The organism is Alphaproteobacteria bacterium, assembly GCA_018063245.1.
Classification (GTDB): Bacteria; Pseudomonadota; Alphaproteobacteria; order JAGPBS01; family JAGPBS01; genus JAGPBS01.
Map to the genome: position 1 here is coordinate 1 of JAGPBS010000021.1, position 17425 is coordinate 17425.

16 protein-coding genes are annotated in these 17425 nt (G+C 40.8%); 3 read left to right on the plus strand and 13 right to left on the minus strand.

The features are described from left to right. Positions 1 to 115: 115 nt before the first annotated feature. Complete coding sequence (gene upp / locus KBF71_04210; protein ID MBP9877521.1) at positions 116 to 766, minus strand: uracil phosphoribosyltransferase; 651 nt, start codon at positions 764 to 766, stop codon at positions 116 to 118. A 198-nt stretch (positions 767 to 964) separates the two neighbouring features. Between upp and KBF71_04215 the strand changes: the two genes are divergently transcribed. Next, positions 965 to 1630, plus strand: a complete 666-nt coding sequence (locus tag KBF71_04215; GenBank protein MBP9877522.1) for a ribulose-phosphate 3-epimerase — start codon at positions 965 to 967, stop codon at positions 1628 to 1630. Between the two features lie 3 nt (positions 1631 to 1633). Further along, positions 1634 to 3253 carry a heparinase II/III family protein gene (locus KBF71_04220; protein MBP9877523.1) on the plus strand — a complete coding sequence of 540 codons (1620 nt, stop codon included), beginning with the start codon at positions 1634 to 1636 and terminating at the stop codon, positions 3251 to 3253. Between the two features lie 57 nt (positions 3254 to 3310). Here the strand turns inward: KBF71_04220 and KBF71_04225 are convergent, their stop codons facing one another. The 6 genes from KBF71_04225 to KBF71_04250 form a co-directional block, all read right to left on the minus strand. After that, positions 3311 to 4000 carry a cistern family PEP-CTERM protein gene (locus tag KBF71_04225; GenBank protein MBP9877524.1) on the minus strand — a complete coding sequence of 230 codons (690 nt, stop codon included), beginning with the start codon at positions 3998 to 4000 and terminating at the stop codon, positions 3311 to 3313. A gap of 252 nt (positions 4001 to 4252) precedes the next feature. Further along, positions 4253 to 4945, minus strand: coding sequence for a cistern family PEP-CTERM protein (locus tag KBF71_04230; GenBank protein MBP9877525.1), 693 nt, complete (start codon positions 4943 to 4945; stop codon positions 4253 to 4255). A 208-nt stretch (positions 4946 to 5153) separates the two neighbouring features. Further along, positions 5154 to 5828: a cistern family PEP-CTERM protein gene (locus KBF71_04235; GenBank protein ID MBP9877526.1), complete on the minus strand. Its 675-nt coding sequence runs from the start codon at positions 5826 to 5828 to the stop codon at positions 5154 to 5156. 97 nt (positions 5829 to 5925) lie between these two features. After that, positions 5926 to 7512, minus strand: a complete 1587-nt coding sequence (locus tag KBF71_04240; protein ID MBP9877527.1) for a flagellar hook-basal body complex protein — start codon at positions 7510 to 7512, stop codon at positions 5926 to 5928. A gap of 32 nt (positions 7513 to 7544) precedes the next feature. Further along, on the minus strand, positions 7545 to 8516 hold the full coding sequence (locus tag KBF71_04245; protein MBP9877528.1) for a hypothetical protein: 972 nt from the start codon (positions 8514 to 8516) through the stop codon (positions 7545 to 7547). Between the two features lie 25 nt (positions 8517 to 8541). Further along, on the minus strand, positions 8542 to 10170 hold the full coding sequence (locus KBF71_04250) for a flagellar hook-length control protein FliK (GenBank protein ID MBP9877529.1): 1629 nt from the start codon (positions 10168 to 10170) through the stop codon (positions 8542 to 8544). A gap of 306 nt (positions 10171 to 10476) precedes the next feature. Here KBF71_04250 and KBF71_04255 point away from each other — a divergent pair, with 306 nt between their 5' ends. Next, complete coding sequence (locus KBF71_04255; protein ID MBP9877530.1) at positions 10477 to 11376, plus strand: hypothetical protein; 900 nt, start codon at positions 10477 to 10479, stop codon at positions 11374 to 11376. 30 nt (positions 11377 to 11406) lie between these two features. On the opposite strand, the gene KBF71_04260 is transcribed toward KBF71_04255, so the two are convergent. The 6 genes from KBF71_04260 to KBF71_04285 all read right to left on the minus strand — a co-directional run bounded on the left by KBF71_04260 (position 11407) and on the right by KBF71_04285 (position 17278). After that, the gene (locus tag KBF71_04260; protein MBP9877531.1) at positions 11407 to 12129 is read right to left on the minus strand and encodes a response regulator; all 723 of its coding nucleotides are present in this window, start codon (positions 12127 to 12129) and stop codon (positions 11407 to 11409) included. After that, entirely contained in the window at positions 12101 to 12808 is a 708-nt protein-coding gene (phoU, locus tag KBF71_04265; protein ID MBP9877532.1) for a phosphate signaling complex protein PhoU, read from the minus strand. The genes KBF71_04260 and phoU overlap by 29 nt, the downstream gene beginning before the upstream one ends. A gap of 48 nt (positions 12809 to 12856) precedes the next feature. After that, entirely contained in the window at positions 12857 to 13657 is an 801-nt protein-coding gene (locus KBF71_04270; protein ID MBP9877533.1) for a phosphate ABC transporter ATP-binding protein, read from the minus strand. A gap of 4 nt (positions 13658 to 13661) precedes the next feature. Continuing rightward, on the minus strand, positions 13662 to 14513 hold the full coding sequence (pstA, locus tag KBF71_04275; protein ID MBP9877534.1) for a phosphate ABC transporter permease PstA: 852 nt from the start codon (positions 14511 to 14513) through the stop codon (positions 13662 to 13664). Positions 14514 to 14921: 408 nt separating this feature from the next. Further along, positions 14922 to 16289 carry a phosphate ABC transporter permease subunit PstC gene (gene pstC / locus KBF71_04280; protein MBP9877535.1) on the minus strand — a complete coding sequence of 456 codons (1368 nt, stop codon included), beginning with the start codon at positions 16287 to 16289 and terminating at the stop codon, positions 14922 to 14924. Next, positions 16286 to 17278, minus strand: a complete 993-nt coding sequence (locus tag KBF71_04285) for a substrate-binding domain-containing protein (GenBank protein MBP9877536.1) — start codon at positions 17276 to 17278, stop codon at positions 16286 to 16288. Before KBF71_04285 ends, pstC begins: the two co-directional genes overlap by 4 nt. Positions 17279 to 17425 lie beyond the last annotated feature (147 nt).

A 17425-nucleotide genomic window follows, 5' to 3' on the forward strand; every position in this document is an offset into this window, starting at 1 on the left:
GTTGTGGACTTTTGGATAACTTATCCTCTAAAGCGGACATTTCTATCTTGCTCTAAAGCGGACATTTCTATTTTGCCTTGACAGAGGGAAAATATCTATTATCGATTGTTGATATTTACATCGTCCCGAACATGCGATCACCCGCATCGCCAAGTCCTGGAACGATGTAGGCTTTCTCATTCAATTTTTCATCGAGTGAGGCTGTAAAGAGAGGAACGCGCGGGTGGCTTTTTTGGAAGACCTCAATGCCTTCAGGCGCTGCAACCAAGGACAGGAATTTAATGCGTTCATCCGGAACGCCGTGTTTGTTTAAAACGTCGCAAGCGTAAGCGGCTGAATTTCCTGTTGCGAGCATCGGGTCAACCAGGATAAAAAGGCGGTCTTCAGCTGTTGGAAGCTTAACCATATACTCCACAGGCATGTGTGTTTCAGGGTGGCGATAAAGGCCAATATGGCCGAGTTTTGCGGCTGGCATAAGATCGAGAAGCCCGTCAGCCATGACAAGGCCTGCACGCAGAATAGGAACGATGGCGATTTTTTTACCATCAAGGAACGGAGCGCTCATCTCGCAGATAGGTGTTTGGATTGTTTCATATTTAATTGGGAGGTCACGGGTGATTTCGTATCCCATCAAAAGAGCGATTTCTCTTAAAAGGCGGCGGAATCCCATGGTGGTTCTTGTTTCATCGCGCATGTGCGAGAGCTTATGTTGAACGAGAGGGTGGTTGACAATGAATAAATTGGAATATTTTTCATGTTCATACATTAGCGGAAAGCCTTTCATCGTGAAAATTTGTTTATTTTGAAATCTTTGAAACACTAGCAGACTTTTTTCAAAAGACCAAGGAAAGAATGAATTATTTTGAAAGGCTCCAGTTTTATGGATCGCTTCTTTCAGAAAAAAATATCACATTAAAGCATAAAGATGCTTTCGCTTCTCACATCAATCGCATATACTAAGGCTATGAATAGACAGATTTCAATTGCCCCCTCTCTTTTAGCCGCCGATTTTACAAAATTGGGCGCTGAGCTTTTGGCTGCCGAAGCTGGCGGTGCTGATTATTTCCATATGGATATTATGGATGGTCATTTTGTGCCGAATATTTCTTACGGTCCTTCTGTTGTGAGAGCCTTGCGGCCTTTGACGAAAAAGCCATTTGACGTGCATCTGATGATCACGCCGACTGATTCCATGATTCCAGCTTTTGTTGAAGCGGGCAGTGATATTATTACAGTCCATGCGGAAGCGGGACCAAATGTCTATCGAACGATTCAGCTCATTAAATCATTTGGCGTTAAAGCGGGACTTTCGATTAATCCTGGAACGCCAGTCTCTTACCTTGAGCCGCTGCTAAATGAAATCGATTTGATTTTGATCATGACGGTGAATCCTGGGTTTGGAGGGCAAAGCTTTTTGAACAGTCAGCTTTCTAAAATTGAAAAAACGCGCGAGATGATTGATCGCAACGGTCGGGCCATTTTGCTGGAAGTGGATGGCGGCATAACAACGACAACTGCAGGATCTGTTATCAAGGCAGGTGCTGATATCCTTGTTGCAGGTACGGCTGTTTTTAATGGTTCGCCTGAGCATTATGCTGATCGCATCAATGCTTTGAGAGTGGCGAGGTGACTGATGGACAGACTTCAAACAACCATTCAGCAAGTTAAAACGTTAGCTTTCCGGTTGCCCTTTTACCACTTATCCTTAAAGCCACCATTGCATGCAAGCATTTCGGTGATGCCTCATGATCCTTGGCCAGGTAATCGCGATATTGGTTTTCAGATCTTAAGCAATGTTTATGAGTTTGAAGGTCACTCCTATCAAGGCAATACAATTCCATGGAATGATCCATTTTTGCCGCAAACATGGCGAAATTATGCGCATAGTTTCCATTGGCTCAGAGATCTGAGGGAAACATCTGTTGAAACAGCGCGCCGTAAAGCACGCGATATGATCATGGATTGGTTTGAAAAGAATGAAAAGTGGGATGAATTCTCCTGGGCCGGAGATCGTATTGCAAAGCGCGTTTATCATCTGATTGCTCTCTATGATTTTTATGCTTCCTCAGCAAATGAGACTTTTATTAATGATGTAAGGCGTTATATCTTCCAGCAAATCAAGCATTTGCTGCGTTTGAATTTTTCAACCTATCAAGGCAATCGTCAGGTGACGATTATTAGAGGGATTCTATATGGTCTTTTCAATTTGCCTGAATCAAAGCGGTTGATTACCTCTTATGAGAAGCGACTTTTTAAAATCACCGTAAGCCTCTTGACCGCGGATGGATTTCATCAATCACGCAATCCGACTCATCATGTTGAGTTGATGCGTCTGTTGATTGATATTAAATATTTGTACCAGGCCTCGAATAGAGCGATTCCAGTTCAATTGAATCAGACTTTAAAGCAAATGGCTCCTTATCTGAAGTTTTTAATGTCTCAAGATGGTGGACTCTTTTTGTTCCAAGGTAGTTGGGAGCAGGATAAAGATTTTTTGACGACGCTGCAGACACACCTGGATCACAAAGTGAAGAATCAGAAATCATTTCCGCGTTCAGGTTATGAGCGGATTTCTGCAGGCAAATCTTTGCTTTTTGTTGATGTTGGCGTTCCGCCAGAATCTCCTTTTGATCATTGGGCCCATGCTGGAACTTTTGCTTTTGAGTTTTCGAGCAATAAACAAAGACTCATTGTGAATTGTGGGCATCCACAAAATAGTCATGATCATTGGGATCGTCTTCTGGCAACGACAGCGGCTCATTCAACTTTGACGTTAGAAGACACCAATTCATCTGAAGTGCTCGCCAAAGGTCTTGGTAAAAAACCATCGGACATTGCTCATTATGTGGATCAGGAAGAAAACAGAATATCCCTTTCAATGAGTCATGATGGCTATATGTTTAATCACAAAACGCGCCATCGACGTCTTTTCCATCTGTCTGAAAATGGTCAAGTATTGAGTGGTGAAGATATTCTCGAAGGGCCAACCGGTAAAGAATTTGCTATACGCTTCCATTTGCATCCGAAGGTAAAGCTATCTCTCATTCAAGAAAGTAAGGCGGTTTTATTGCAATTGCCGAGTGGATCGGGTTGGAAAATGTCAGCGCATGGCGAAGAGCTTTCGATTGAACCAAGCATTTATTTTGGTGATGGGAAAAATCCAGTCTCAACAAAGCAAATTGTGATCAAAGGCGTGACAGCGCCAAATCCTGAGAATAGAGCGCAAATCAAGTGGCTTTTTGAAATGATTTAAGATGCTAAAAAATAAAGGCCCTGAAAGGGCCTATATTTTTTGTTGTGACAGATTGACTTAATTGATGTATCTGCGATATCCGGCAAGCATCAAACCAAGCCCACCAAACATGAGGAGCATAGATCCTGGTTCAGGTGTAGGGGTTGGGTTACATTGATCACTTCCTCTGAGGCAGCCGGTGAACTCGTAAGATGTTCCCGTTGTTTGCCATTTAAGACCAAATGTGTTGAGTGTGAGTGTTTCAGTTGAACTGTATGTTAAGTGTAGAAGAACAGTATCAGCGCTCTGGGAAGTTAATCCATCATTGATAGGTCCTCCAGGACAACCATTGCCTGACCAAACACAAACATCAATTGAATTATCAATCGAAGGCAGGTTTCCAGGGGAGCTGATTGAATCAAATACAAAACCTGGATTTATGAAAGTTCCTGCGACTGTGGGATTGCCATTAAACCCAAAAGACAAAATATTTGCTTTTGTATATCCATTTTGAAGGACAGTTGTATTGCTCATTGTGATTGCTAAATCAAGTGATGTACTTGTGAAGTTTGTCACTGTCCATGCACTTGTTGCACTGAGCGTGATAGGGCCGATGCTGCCATCAAAAGGAACGAAGAGAGAGTAATCTATATTGAAAGACCCATTGCCTGTGATCGGAACTGTGGCATCCGCCCATGCAGGATTTGAGAAGAGAAGTGCTCCTAAGGCCAAACAGGGAGCCAGTATGTGTTTATTAAAATATATCATTTTAGTCTCCTTTTTATATTCAAATATGCTTTTTCTACTTATAGGAAGAATAAAATCAATCTATTGTTTGTCGATGTTTTCAGTAATTTGTATGGCTCGCAATGATTTATTCTCACCCTATTCATTGCATTAAGCGTGCCGCGAATTATTTCCAACAAAATCAATATTTTACAATCTTCATGGATGGGTGGAAATGCACGAGATGTGCAAAAACACAACAGAATGTTTGTTGTGCGAACATTTTTTGCTGAATTATTTTTTGCTTCTTTGACGTTTGGAGAAAAAGGTGATGAATCCAAGGCCTCCCAGTAAGAGAAGCGCTGATCCTGGTTCAGGGGTTGATATGCCACATCCTGAGCTTCCTTGCAGGCAGCCTGTGAATGCATAAGATGTTCCCGTTGTTTGCCATTTGATGCCAAAGGTGTTGAGTGTTAGCAACGAAGTTGAAGCATAAGTTAAGTGGAGTTTCACGCTGTCAGAGCTGGGCGTAGATAATCCATTATTGATGCTTCCTCCAGAGCAATTATTGCCAGCCCAAACACAAACATCTATTGTATTATCAATAGATGGCAGATTTCCTGGTGAGGATATCCCATCAAATACTGTGCCGGCAGTTGTGAGGGTGCCATGGACGGTTGGATTGCCGTTAAAACCAAAAGACATGATATTTGCTTTCGTGTAATCGTTTTGTAAAATCGTTGTATTGGTAATGGCAACTGTCAGATCAAGAGATGTGCTCGTAAAATTTGTGACTGTCCACGTGCTTGTTGCATTGAGTGTAATGGGGCCAATACCACCTGTAACAGGAACAAGCATAGAGTAAATGATATTAAAGGATGTGTTTCCAGTGATAGGGACGATGGCATCTGCCAATGCATTACTTGAAAAGAGAAGCGTACCTATCATGATCAGAGGAGTGAGTAGTCGCTTTTGTAAGGATGTCATTATAATCTCCTGATATATTTAGCAATATATGCAAATTGTACAGTGCAAGATTGCTTAATGCATAAACTATACCAAAATTAGTAGTCAATAAAATCAATATTTTAAATAAATTTTATGTTTTGATTTTGAGAGAAATGTAATAAAAAATGACATAATGCGTGAGTTTCATAAGAAAAACACATACTTTCTGGGGTTGTAAGAGGTGAAATTAAGCTTGACCGTATCGTGACAATACAACCATGAGCCCTAGTCCTGCAAGAATAAGGAAAATTGATTCAGGCTCAACGGAAATTGTTGTTGTATTACAAGAACTACCAACACAGCCCTCAGGTTCAAAAGATCCCCAGGCTGTTTGCCATTTCATACCAAAGGTGGTTAAGGTGAAATTTTTAACTGGATCATCGCAGTCTGCAAGGTCGAGTCTGAAAGAGACGGTATTAGTAAGTCCTGCGAAAAGACCCCCATTACTCCCGCCTGAACAATTATTACCGCCAAAAATACACATGTCAACTTTTCCGAATGAAGGTAAGGTTGTGTCTGTGTCATAATTTAAAAAAGCAGTTCCTTTCTTAAATTTAGAGATATCCATATCTTGATCGATATTAAAACCAAAAGCTGTGATGCGTGCATCTTTTGAGGCATAATTAGGGGAGACAACAGTATTGTTTTTCATAGAGATGGAAAGATCGAATCCAGTTGATGAGTAGTTTGTGATTGTCCAAGTACTATTCCCAACAAGATCAAAAGGCAGTGCTCCACTTTTAGGGACAAGATAAGTGATATTAAAGGACCCATTACCGCTGATTGTAATTGCTTCTGTTTTCAGAGCAAGGCAGGTTACCAGAATGACTGAAAGAATAACTGTTTTGATGAGTTGAATCATATTGAATCTCCTATTATTCAATATAGGATATCACTATATTGAAAAAAATTAATTAACAGGCTGTCTTAAAGACTGCCTGTTAATTAGTTCAAAATCATTAGCGTAGATTTGTGAGTTCTTTCATCATTTGATCTGCAGCTGAAATCACTTTTGTATTCGCGCTGTAAGCTGTTTGGATCTGAATAATATCCGTAAACTCTGTTGCAATATCAACGTTTGAAAGTTCAAGTGAGCCTTCAGCAATTTTACCTGCACCACTGTCACCGGCTTGACGTAAGTTATATTCCCCAGAATCTGACGTTTGAGTGAAGACGTTCCCTGTTTTAGCAGAAAGACCATCCGGATTTGCAAATGTTGCAATTGGTAAAAGATAGAGCTTTTTGAACTGACCGTTACTGAAAGAGGCTGTTACATATCCATCTTTATCAATCGCAATACCTGTTTTAAGACCCAGTGCAGCACCGTTTTGGTTGACGAAGTTAACGTTATAGTTTGATGTGAGCTGTGTAACGTTCCCTTTTGTTTTGTTTCCGCTGCTATCTACACCGAAGTCAAAGGTGATTGTTTGGTTACCCGCACCTGTGACCATTGGATCCCAAGGCATAACGATTGGACTGCCCAGCGTACCTGTGATACCAGCTGGTGAGCCGTCTGTGTTAAATGAGAGTGTACCTATCCCAATAAGGCCATTCACTGTTGTTGCGAGTGTTGGATCTGCAACTCTGGCTTCTATATCCCAAGAGTTTGTAGCCGCTTTTTTAAAGTCGAGCTGAACTTCTCTTGGTGTACCAAGTGTATCGTAAACGGTAACACTTCTTCTGAAGTCATACCCTGTTTTGACAACTTGAGGTTTTTGGAAGAAGGAATTGACGATATTCCCAACAGCACCATTTGTGATTGTGATGGTATCAGTCATTGAGTTTGCTTTAATAACCAACTGTCCATTTGTTTCAGTTGCGGTAATGGTTGGGACTGCCGTGTTAATTTTTGTGACAAGAGCTGCCAGCGTATCCGTTACGAGGATAGGAATATTTACATTCGCGCCGCCATTAATTGAAATATTAAAGTCGGTTGTCACGCCTGGGTTTCCAAGAGCAGCTTGCAGTTCTGTCGCATCAACTGGTGTTGACCCTAGAACAATCGATGTTGCCCCGAGTTTTTCTCCAGCGTTTAGGTTCATCCCGAACTCAACTCTTGTTGTTGCTGAAGCAATACCATTAAAAGTTGAGGTGTTGACAGGTGTTAGACTTGAAATATCGGCATTAGCAGCAGGTGGGTTGCCGTTAATATCAAGAAGCCATCCTTGCAGGAAGAAGTTTCCTAGTTTCAGATTGCCGAGATTGTCAGCTGTAAAGGCGCCATCACGTGAGAAATAAGGAGTCTGGTCGTTGCCCCCTGAGTTGAGCACAAAAAATCCACCACCGGAAATCGCTGTGTGTGTCGCTGAGTTAGATGCTTGAATCAATCCTTGTTCAGAAATCGTATTGCGGACTGTATTTCTGACACCGCCTGGGCTGTATGCTGTATTTTGGTTTGTTTGAGTAACCTGTGATTCAATATGAGATAAGATACGTTTATATCCATTCGTACTAATGTTGGCAATATTGTTACCGCGTTTACCAAGTTCTTGAGCCTGAACTTGAAGGCCTGATCTTGCTGCAATGAGTGCACCATAAGTTGACATTTGTATTCTCCTTTGTTTTTTTCTTGTTGTATTTAATTTACTTCAATAGGGTTGGCCAGAGCTTCAACAGGAAGCGCTTCTATAGCCGGTGCTATAACAGGTTCTTCAGCTTTGAGTTCTGCTAGATTCTCAAAAAACCCTTTGAGTTGATTGCTGATCTCTGCACTGATATCAGCAGACACGGTGGTGGGTTGTTGAACTTGTGATCTAGGCATGTTGAATGAATCAACTTTATCAATGAGGAATTCTCGTGAACCTGCTCTGAGGTAAGTTTTTTTGTTTCTTGGTTGAATTCCTGTAATGATTTCACGGTTGTATGTTTTGAGAGGCATCATCTCACCATTGGCTTTGACGCCAGTGACGCTTACTTTATAAAGGCCATCTTCTTGTTGTAGATCTTGTGTGTTTTTACCATCCCAAGCCAATTGATGACGTCCTGTTTGGGCAGGCCCTTTTGTTTCCCTGATAGGCAGACCGCTTGCATTTGTGATCATCACTTTGACTTCTGTGAGTGTTTCATCATCGGGGACATCGTATGAGAAGAGTGCAGCGCCATCAGCCAGACTAATATCATTGGTCTGGAAATCGACTTCGGTTCCAATCAGATTTGTTGCGGCGTAAAATTCTTGTTTGTTCACTGATTCCATTTGCTTTTCAAGTTTGCTATTCACTTCAATAAGCTGTTCATTTGTCACAAACTGTGAGAGTTGTTGAACAAATTTTTCTGTTTTCGGAGGATCAAGGCCTTGGTTTTTAAGCTGAGCCATCAAAATTTTTAAGAACATATCCTTTTGTTCATCGGCGCGAATGATTGATTTTTTTGATGTTTGATTGCCATCAGGATTCATCAGAGCTCTGATTTCTTCAGGATCACTTGTCTTTTCTTTTATTTTTTTTAGCTTTGCGAGATATTCTTCATTCTTATTGGTGGTCCGTGACAAATTTTCCCGATTTGCTCTGTAGGGATCGTTTGTTGAGAAAGTATTTGCATCGATCATTGACATAGTGTCCTCATTTTCGTTGGATTGCTTAAATATGAATATCTACTTTGGTTGGTGTTAAAATATAGTCACGTCCTTGGGCATCACTCGCTGTAAGCTCAGTTAAGGAAGTGAGCATGTCATCATTCAGAAGAGATGGATTGTTCTGGGTGAACTCATTTTGTAGAATTTGCTGGTCTTGTCTTGAGCTGCCGCCTGAAAATGAAAATTCCATATTGTGTGATTCAAGCGTAAACCCAGAATCTTTCAGAGCATTTTCAAGAGTTTGACTATCTTTTTGCAGCAGTTTAAGGGTTTCAGGATTATCAGATTGAATTAGGGCATTCACACGGTTATCTGAGATGTTCAATTTGATTGTAATTTCACCAAGATCTTCAGGTGTGAGACGAATGTTGATCTGGTCATCGCCATTGTTTAAAGCTGTAATGAGCTTAACGGCAACTTGCTCAGGAGCTGTTTGATTTGGAGCCGGCATAATAGAAGAGGCTGGTGATGTTAGATCAGTTAAAGAGCCTGTCGTAGAAAGAGGAGTGTTTGCAATCATCCCGAATGCCTCTAATGGCTTATCATTTGATGAAGGGTTCACTGTTGTTTCAGAAGATAAAGGCATATTTTTAGGAAGAGCAACTTGGTCAGGCTTTTCTGCATCAGTTGACTCATTTTGTGTGACTGTATCTTGCTGCAGATTGAGAGGTTCTGAATCTGTTTTTATCTCAAGTTTTTGAGGTGCAGCAGACGCTTCACTCACCAGTTCAAATTCTTGTACAGGTTTTTCAATAAAGGCAAAACTGAGTTGTTTCGGGCTTATTTCATCCGCTTCTTTTGATTTTTTACGTTTGGGTGCTTCTTTTATAGGAGCTGTGTCATCTGTTTTGAGTTCCGAGATATCTTTAAGGTCATCGGTATCCGACAGTTTTTGTGTCGGAAAAAGCATAGCAGGTTGAGTTTGTTCTTTAGCAGGCTCTTTGTCTGAAGTCTGTTCAGGCGAGATTTGTATTGCATCTTCGATCTGAGCTGCGGATAAAAGAGAATTGCTCATTTGAGGTGTGGGGGATTCCTCTTTGGGCTCATCTATATTTTGCAAAAGGTTAGGTGTAATATCTGTTTGAGCAAGTTGTTCTGTACTCACTGTTTCTTGAGATGATGTAATTTGCGGCTCATCCAGAGTGGCAATAGAAGCCAAGTCGTTATGAAGTTTTTGTTTGATGAGGCGTTTGGTTGTAATAGATTCAGGTTCTTGAGGAATAAAGGAAGCCTCACTCTCTTCATGGTCTGCAAAAAGATCTGCTTCTTCAGAAGGCAGGACAAGTGAGAGCGTTTCCTGTATCTGTTCGTCTTGAACAGGAAGCATCATTGTTTCTGTAGAATCTTTTGATCCTTGAATTTGGTTTTCTGTTTGGAGTGGTTTTAATTTTTTATGTGAGAGCTGATCAGATTTTGCCTCATTTGTGTCTTGTCGCCTTTTGAGCCCTCTATCAGATATTTTTTTAGTGTCAGTTTCTATCTCATTTTGTTCTGATATGTTTTTTTGAAAATGATCTGTTTGCTCATTTTTTGATGCTTTATATGAACTAGGCTTTGCCTCAGACGCTTGAGGAATAGAAACGCGCCCTTCATAAGCGAATGGATTGTGTCGTTGCATTGTGAGTTGAGCCATACTCATTTCCCTTTTAGAATTGTGAACCATCCTCATTGCAAGGAGCGTGCCATCCCTTTTTGCTCTAATAAATAATTGTTTTTAAAGTATTTTATTTCAAGGTGTTGTTTTGATCAAAGAGGGGGAGGTAGTTTTTGCCGATCAATAGGTGGTAAAAAGATCCTAGTCAGATCGGCAAAGAATGACCTCTTTCCTAAAAAAATCAATAAAATCAATTGCATTTTTTGCCATTTTTGATGGCATGAAATTTGCAAGGGTGTTAGACAGTATATAATGTATAGAACGATATGACGGAGGACTTTAAAGATGACAATTACCAGGGTTGCGACATCATCAATACGTGAACTGATGTTAAAAAGTGCAAATAAAGGTCGTGGCCAAATTGCAGATTATGAGACGCAGATTGCAACACAGCAAAAGGCGTCTCGTTATACGGACATGGTGGGTCATTTGCCAAAATTTAATTTTGTTCAAAATGAGATTGCAAAAATTGGTCAATATAAAGAGAACATGGATAATGTACTTGCACGTATACAATCAACAGAAGGTGTCCTGAATAGTGTGTATAGAATGCTTGATGAGATGACAACAATGACAATTCAGGCGCGAAATCCAGGAAACCAGAATGGTCGTATTGATTTGATTGCTCAAAATTATAAGGCCGAGTTAGCAAATGCTTTAAATCGCAGTATTGCTGGTGTTTATTTATTTGGAGGGAATGAGATCTCAATTCCGCCCGTTGATATTAATCCAAGTAATGATAATCAAGCAGCCCTTGCCACTGGTCAATATTATGTCGGGAGTGGAAAAAGTTTGAATGCAACAACAGATGGTAGCACTGTTTTAGATTATGGTTTAAAAGCTGATGATGACTGGGCAACTTATTTTTTTAGTGGTTTGCAGCGTATTATTGATCAGCCGAATGATCATGTGGCTTTAGGATTAGCTCTGGATGATGTGAATCGTGCAATGGATGAACTCACGCAAGCAATGGCGAAAGTGGGTCATCAGATGAAAACTTTTGAACAAGCAAAAGAAGATCATGTTGCTTTTGAGACGATCTATCAAGAAGATATTATCACGATGAATGGAGCTGATGTTCCTTATGCAATGGCTAGAATTACTGATTTGATTCTCTCACAAGAGGGCATTTTCTCATTGATTGCAAAAGAAAGTCGATTGAGCCTTGCGGACTATTTGCAATAGGTTTGTAGCTTAACGATGATCTCTTATAGATCAACCCATCACATAGCCTTGACCGCGAACTGTCCGGATGATGGTTTGTTCTTTTTGATCATTGAGGATGGCTCTTAGTCTTTTAATATGAACATCAATCGTTCTGGGTTCAATCGCATGATCAAGTCCCCAGAGATGATCAATGAGTTCATCACGTGTGAAGATTTTACCCTGATTCGAGATAAAGAGTGAGATGAGTCGAAACTCAGAAGTACTTAGTTTTAGAAGTGTTTGATCTCTTAAAACAAGTCCTTGTTCAAGATTCAGGCTAATGTCTTTGTAGGTGAGAATATTTTGCTTTTCTTGGAAGTCGTTTGATCTGCGTAAAAGCGCATGGATGCGTGATAGCAATTCCTTAATGGAGAAAGGTTTTGTCATGTAATCATCAACACCAATATCAAGGCCTGTAATTTTATCTGTTTCTGCTGCGCGTGCTGTTAACATTAAAATGGGTATTTTTTGTAGAAGTGTTGGTGCATTTTTACGGATATGGCGACAAATCTCAATGCCGCTTTCAGTTGGGAGCATCCAGTCAAGAATGATGAGATCTGGGTGTGATTTGATGAGTTTTTCGAAGCCCACTTGTCCATCAGCTGCGAGTAAAACTGTGTAGCCTTTTTGCTCTAGGTTATATTGCAGTAAAATCCGCAAGTCTTCCTCATCTTCAATGATGAGAATTGTGCCGAGTTTCTGTTTAGATGATGGTTCTGCTAGATGTGTCATATTTAGGGCGTTTCTGATCTATGTGTTTTCCCTTAATGATGAAGTGAGCCATCTCTGCAATATTGGTTGCGTGATCTGCAATCCGTTCAATGTTCTTTGCAATGAAAAGAAGATGCATTCCGCTTACAATTTGCTCAGGATCTTTTTTCATCATATCAAGTGTTTCAATTGTAAAAGATGAGTGGAGTTTGTCAACTTCAATATCTCTTTCCCAGGCGCGCATACTGATTTCAAGGTCATGCTGCATCAGCCCATCAAGAATATCATGCAGAATCATTTCAGCAATATCAGCCATTGTGAATAAAGGCGCTGGAATGGCATAATTGGGAAGTTTAAAAAGAGTTTGCGCTCTTTTTGCAATGTTGCAGGTGTAATCACCAATGCGTTCAAGCGAGGCGCCAATTTTGGGTGAAGAGAGAATGATGCGTAAATCCAAAGCCATCGGTTGGCGAAGTGCAATAAGACGCAAGCTCTCGTTATCAATTTGATGCTGAAGATCATTGATACTTTTATCGGTTGAGATCACTTTTTCAGTAAGGGCCTGGTTTTTTTCACGTAAGCTGAGAATGGCCTGATGAAATTGTTCTTCAGCAAGGCCGCCCATCTGACTAATAACAGATTGCAGAGCTGCGATCTCGCGGTTAAAAGATTGAACAATATGGTTTTGTGACTGGATCATGGTAAGGTTCTTTGTTTTTTTGTTTATTATCTGCTTGATTTGGTTAAATTATCCATAACGGCCTGTAATATATCCTTGTGTTCTTTCATCTTTTGGGTTGGTGAAGAGATCATCTGTATCTCCAATTTCAACCATCTCGCCCATATGGAAAAAGGCAGTTCTGCCAGAGACGCGCGCTGCTTGTTGCATAGAGTGAGTGACAATCACTATTGTATATTTTTCTTTGAGTTCGTCAATTAATTCTTCAATATGCGCAGTTGCAATGGGATCAAGAGCTGAACATGGCTCATCCATCAGAATCACATCAGGGCGAATCGCAATCGCTCTTGCGATGCAAAGACGCTGTTGTTGACCTCCTGATAGGCCTGTGCCGAGATCAAAAAGGCGATCCTTCACTTCAGTCCAGAGGCCTGCGCGCCTTAGGCTTTTTTCAACGATGATTTCCAGATCTTGCTTTAAATCAACCAAACCATGAAGGCGAGGGCCATAGGCTACATTATCAAAAATTGACTTTGGAAAAGGGTTTGGTTTCTGAAAAACCATGCCAATTTTTGCACGTAGTTGCACAACATCAATATTGTCACGATAGATGTCATCTTGTCCGAGATAGATTTTGCCTTCTATCTTCACACTTACAATCGTGTCATTCATACGATTAAGACATCGGAGGAAGGTTGATTTTCCGCAACCAGAAGGACCAATCAGTGCTGTTACCTTATGTTCAGGAATCTCAAGAGATATATTGCGCAGTGCCTGTTTTGCACCATAGAAGACATTGACGTTCTCAGCTTTCATTTTCGCTGGTGTGCTTTGAGTTTCTTGAAGGTCTGTGAATGGGTTTTGAGTCATTTTTCTACCATGATTTTTCAAATTTTTGACGAATATAGACAGCGATACTATTGATCATCATCAATAAGCAAATGAGAATCAAAATAGCGCCCGATGATTTTTCAATAAAGGCAACTTCAGGATTGTTTGCCCAAATGTAAATTTGCACGGGTAAAGCTGTTGCAGCTTCTAACGGATTTTCAGCGATATCTGCAATAAAAGCAACCATACCAATCATTAACAGAGGTGCTGTTTCACCAAGAGCACGGGAAAGACTGATAATTGTTCCGGTCATAATGCCTGGCATTGAGAGAGGCACAACGTGATGAAGAATGACCTGCATGGGCGATGCACCAAGGCCAAGAGCGGCATGTCGAATGGAGGCTGGGACGCTTCTGATCGCAAGACGTGCATTCATGATAAGAGGCGGCAGAGTCATGAGGCTTAAAACAAGTCCACCAACAAGAGGTGTTGATCTTGGAAGATGCATCGTATTGATGAAGATGGAAAGCCCCAGAAGACCAAAGACAATTGAAGGAACGGCAGCAAGATTATTGATGTTGACTTCAAGCAGGTCAATGAATTTATTTTTGGGTGCGAACTCTTCAAGATAGAGTGCAGCGCCTATACCAACTGGAATGACAATCAAGGCAGTGATCATGATGAGCATGAATGATCCCATGAACGCACCTGCAATACCAGCTTCTTCAGCTTCTCGGCTATCGGGTTTTGTGAGATAATCTATATTGAAGTGTCGTGTGATTAGATCTTTGCTATTGAGTGTTTGCGCCCATGTGATTTGCTTTTCTTGTAAAAGAGTTTCTTTTGGATGTCTGAAATATTGATCAAGGTCATCGGAAGCGTTGAGACGAATCATTGTTTCTTTTTTAGGAAGCTCGAAAGAGAGGATTTGTTGCAAGAAGTCACCTGCTGCATAAGGGCTGATCAAGGACATAACATCAGGATCAATGTGATCGCTGTCAATTGCATCAGATAATTCCTTTTCCAAAAGGATGGAAAGTGTTTTAAGGGGTGACTCACTTTTCTGAACAAGGATTTGTTGCTCAAGCGTAAAGGGAATGGTTACTGTTCTTTTCATAAAGCTTGGCAGCCCATCGATTAGAATATTGCCAAGGATCATTACAAGACATAAAAAGCTAATGCCAAGAGAAAAAAAACCAAAAGATCGGAAAAGGTGATCTTTTCGATAACGGCGTTCTAGATTTTTTAAATAGCGCCCAGATTGGAAATAGTCAATTTGGTCATTGATGATCATGTGGCTATCCTAATCATATTTTTGTTGATACTTGCGCACTAAGTGCAAGGCTAAAATATTTAAGCCTAGAGTCAAAAGAAATAAGACAAGACCCAAAGCAAAGGCAGAGAGTGTTTTGGGAGAGTCAAATTCTTGATCGCCCACCATAATAGATGCGATTTGCACAGTTACTGTTGTGACTGAGTTTAATGGATTGATGCTCATTTTGGCAGCCATACTTGCGGCCATGACAACAATCATGGTTTCACCAATGGCACGGCTTAAAGCTAACAGAATGCCGCCCGCAATGCCAGGCAGGGCTGATGGAAGAACAACATGTTTGATTGTCTCAGATTTTGTTGCCCCAAGGCCTAAAGAGCCATCTCTTAATGATTGTGGGATGCTTTTTAAAGCATCATCAGTCATGGAGCTAATGAAGGGGATGATCATAATGCCCATAACAATCCCAGAGGCAAGAGCTGATTCAGAGCTTACAGAAAGGCCCAATGCATCACCAATATGTCTGAAAAAAGGCGCAACAATAAGAGCGGCAAAAAAGCCATAGACAATGGTTGGAATGCCGGCCAGCATTTCAAGAAAGGGTTTCACAATCCGGCGTTGACTGGTTGTTAGGTACTCGCTGATCATGATCCCAGACATAATGCCAATCGGCACAGCAATAATCATCGCAATGAGTGAAATGAGAAATGTACCCAGGAAGACCGGTAGAACACCATAGGAGGTCACAATGTCTTCTCCATTTGGGCCCGTTGCTGTTTGAGGGCTCCAGTGTGTTCCAAAGAGAAATTGTGTTAGAGGGATCTTTTCAAAGAAGTGAAGAGCTTGAAACAACAGCGTAAAGACAATGCCGATTGTGATAAAAATGGCGACAATCGAACAGATGAAGAAAAAGCCCTTGAGTTGCTTTTCTGTTTTTTCACGTGCTTTGAATTTTGGATTCAGCTTGCGGTAGGCGAGATAAGCTGTCGTTCCGAGGGTTCCAAAAAGCAGAACAATTGAGAAGATGTTGAATCTTTTAGTCCATGATTGATACAGAGGCAGAAAATCAGAAACTTCAGCAAAAGCAGGTTCCCGATTCATCATCAGAGATAGTTTTAGATCGGACAGATATTCAGTCAGCAGCGTGTGATCGTGGATGTTAAGCGCATGACCCATGCGGTAAATGATAAATTGATCCAAGAGAAAATCTTTGATTATGTACCAAAACAATGCGGTCATGACGCACATAATCATGACTTGAAATAACATATAACTGCCGTGATACCAAGGTCTAGACATTGGCCTTTGATCAGCAGAAAAATGGAAAGCTTTTTTTGTGCCTATAAAATAGGTACCGCTTAATAAAGTTAGAAAGAGAAAGGTGAAGAGAAAGGTCATTCAGGCCGTCTTTCTTTTTTTAGCTCTTGTTTGATTTTTACATCTTGGGCCTGCCGCTCTGTTTCTGTTAAAGGGATAAGTCCTTTTTGTGCCAGAAAGCCATTTTCGCCGAGCATGTCTTGACTTAGATAAAAATCAATGAAGGTGTAGAGCGCTTCTTTCTTGAGTGGGGCTGGAGGTTTTGTATAAATAAAAAGTGAGCGTGCTGCTGTGTAGCGATGATTCCGGACATTTTCAGGTGTTGCTTCAGTGCCTGAAATTTTAGAGGCCTGAATCAAATGTGTGTTGCGTGCATAATAGCTGTATCCAACAACACCAAGAGCATATTTATTTTTCTGAAGTTTTTGAATGATCAGATTGTCATTCTCACCAGCATCAACAAAGGCGCCATCTTCACGAATAAGACTGCATTGAAACTTGGCATCTTGTTCTGATATGTTGAGAATTTTGGTCAGATCAGGGCAGCCTTTTTGCATGATCGTTTCTGTAAAGCTCTCTCTTGTTCCTGAAGTGGGGGGAGGTCCTAAGATTTCAATATCATGTTTTGGAAAGGTCGATTGAATATCTTTCCAGCTTGTATTGGGATTCGGGATTAGTTTTCCTTGGTAAGGAATTTCTTTGGCGAGCGCTAGCCAAAGATCTTGTGGAGAGAGGTCAAATAATTTTTCTCCCTTCTTATTGGCAATAATAATGCCATCATAACCGATCACAATTTCGTGAATGTCTGCGATTCCATTTTGAGCGCAATAGTGACGCTCGCTCTCTTTAAGTTGTCGAGAAGCATTCACAATGTCAGGATAGCCATCGCCCGTTCTTGTACAAAATTGATGAATACCACCGCCGGTTCCATTGCTTTCGACAACGGGTGCGGGGTACTGATGTTGCTTTGTAAAAAGCTCAGCAACAATCGCACTAAACGGAAAAACGGTTGAAGAACCTGCGAGACGAAGCTGTTTTGAGCCAGAAAATGAAGAAGGCTCCGCAAACACGTCTGCTCCCTGGCAAACGAATATTAGAAAAAAAGTGAAGAAAATGTTAATTTTATCTTGCCGAAAGAACTTCATTCTGGTAAAAACTTAGTCGTTAATGTTTCATTAATAAGTATCTAGTGCTTGTTAATAAATGCGGAAGAACCG

Excerpts from the sequence above, each read along its gene's own strand:
- KBF71_04250 (MBP9877529.1), bottom strand. The coding sequence starts at position 10,170 with ATGGCTCAACTCACAATGCAACGACACAATCCATTCGCTTATGAAGGG.
- KBF71_04215 (MBP9877522.1), top strand. The coding sequence starts at position 965 with ATGAATAGACAGATTTCAATTGCCCCCTCTCTTTTAGCCGCCGATTTT.
- upp (MBP9877521.1), bottom strand. The coding sequence starts at position 766 with ATGTATGAACATGAAAAATATTCCAATTTATTCATTGTCAACCACCCT.
- pstA (MBP9877534.1), bottom strand. The coding sequence starts at position 14,513 with ATGATTCGTCTCAACGCTTCCGATGACCTTGATCAATATTTCAGACAT.
- KBF71_04245 (MBP9877528.1), bottom strand. The coding sequence starts at position 8,516 with ATGTCAATGATCGATGCAAATACTTTCTCAACAAACGATCCCTACAGA.
- KBF71_04270 (MBP9877533.1), bottom strand. The coding sequence starts at position 13,657 with ATGACTCAAAACCCATTCACAGACCTTCAAGAAACTCAAAGCACACCA.
- pstC (MBP9877535.1), bottom strand. The coding sequence starts at position 16,289 with ATGACCTTTCTCTTCACCTTTCTCTTTCTAACTTTATTAAGCGGTACC.
- KBF71_04260 (MBP9877531.1), bottom strand. The coding sequence starts at position 12,129 with ATGACACATCTAGCAGAACCATCATCTAAACAGAAACTCGGCACAATT.
- KBF71_04220 (MBP9877523.1), top strand. The coding sequence starts at position 1,634 with ATGGACAGACTTCAAACAACCATTCAGCAAGTTAAAACGTTAGCTTTC.
- phoU (MBP9877532.1), bottom strand. The coding sequence starts at position 12,808 with ATGATCCAGTCACAAAACCATATTGTTCAATCTTTTAACCGCGAGATC.
- KBF71_04240 (MBP9877527.1), bottom strand. The coding sequence starts at position 7,512 with ATGTCAACTTATGGTGCACTCATTGCAGCAAGATCAGGCCTTCAAGTT.
- KBF71_04255 (MBP9877530.1), top strand. The coding sequence starts at position 10,477 with ATGACAATTACCAGGGTTGCGACATCATCAATACGTGAACTGATGTTA.
- KBF71_04225 (MBP9877524.1), bottom strand. The coding sequence starts at position 4,000 with ATGATATATTTTAATAAACACATACTGGCTCCCTGTTTGGCCTTAGGA.
- KBF71_04230 (MBP9877525.1), bottom strand. The coding sequence starts at position 4,945 with ATGACATCCTTACAAAAGCGACTACTCACTCCTCTGATCATGATAGGT.
- KBF71_04235 (MBP9877526.1), bottom strand. The coding sequence starts at position 5,828 with ATGATTCAACTCATCAAAACAGTTATTCTTTCAGTCATTCTGGTAACC.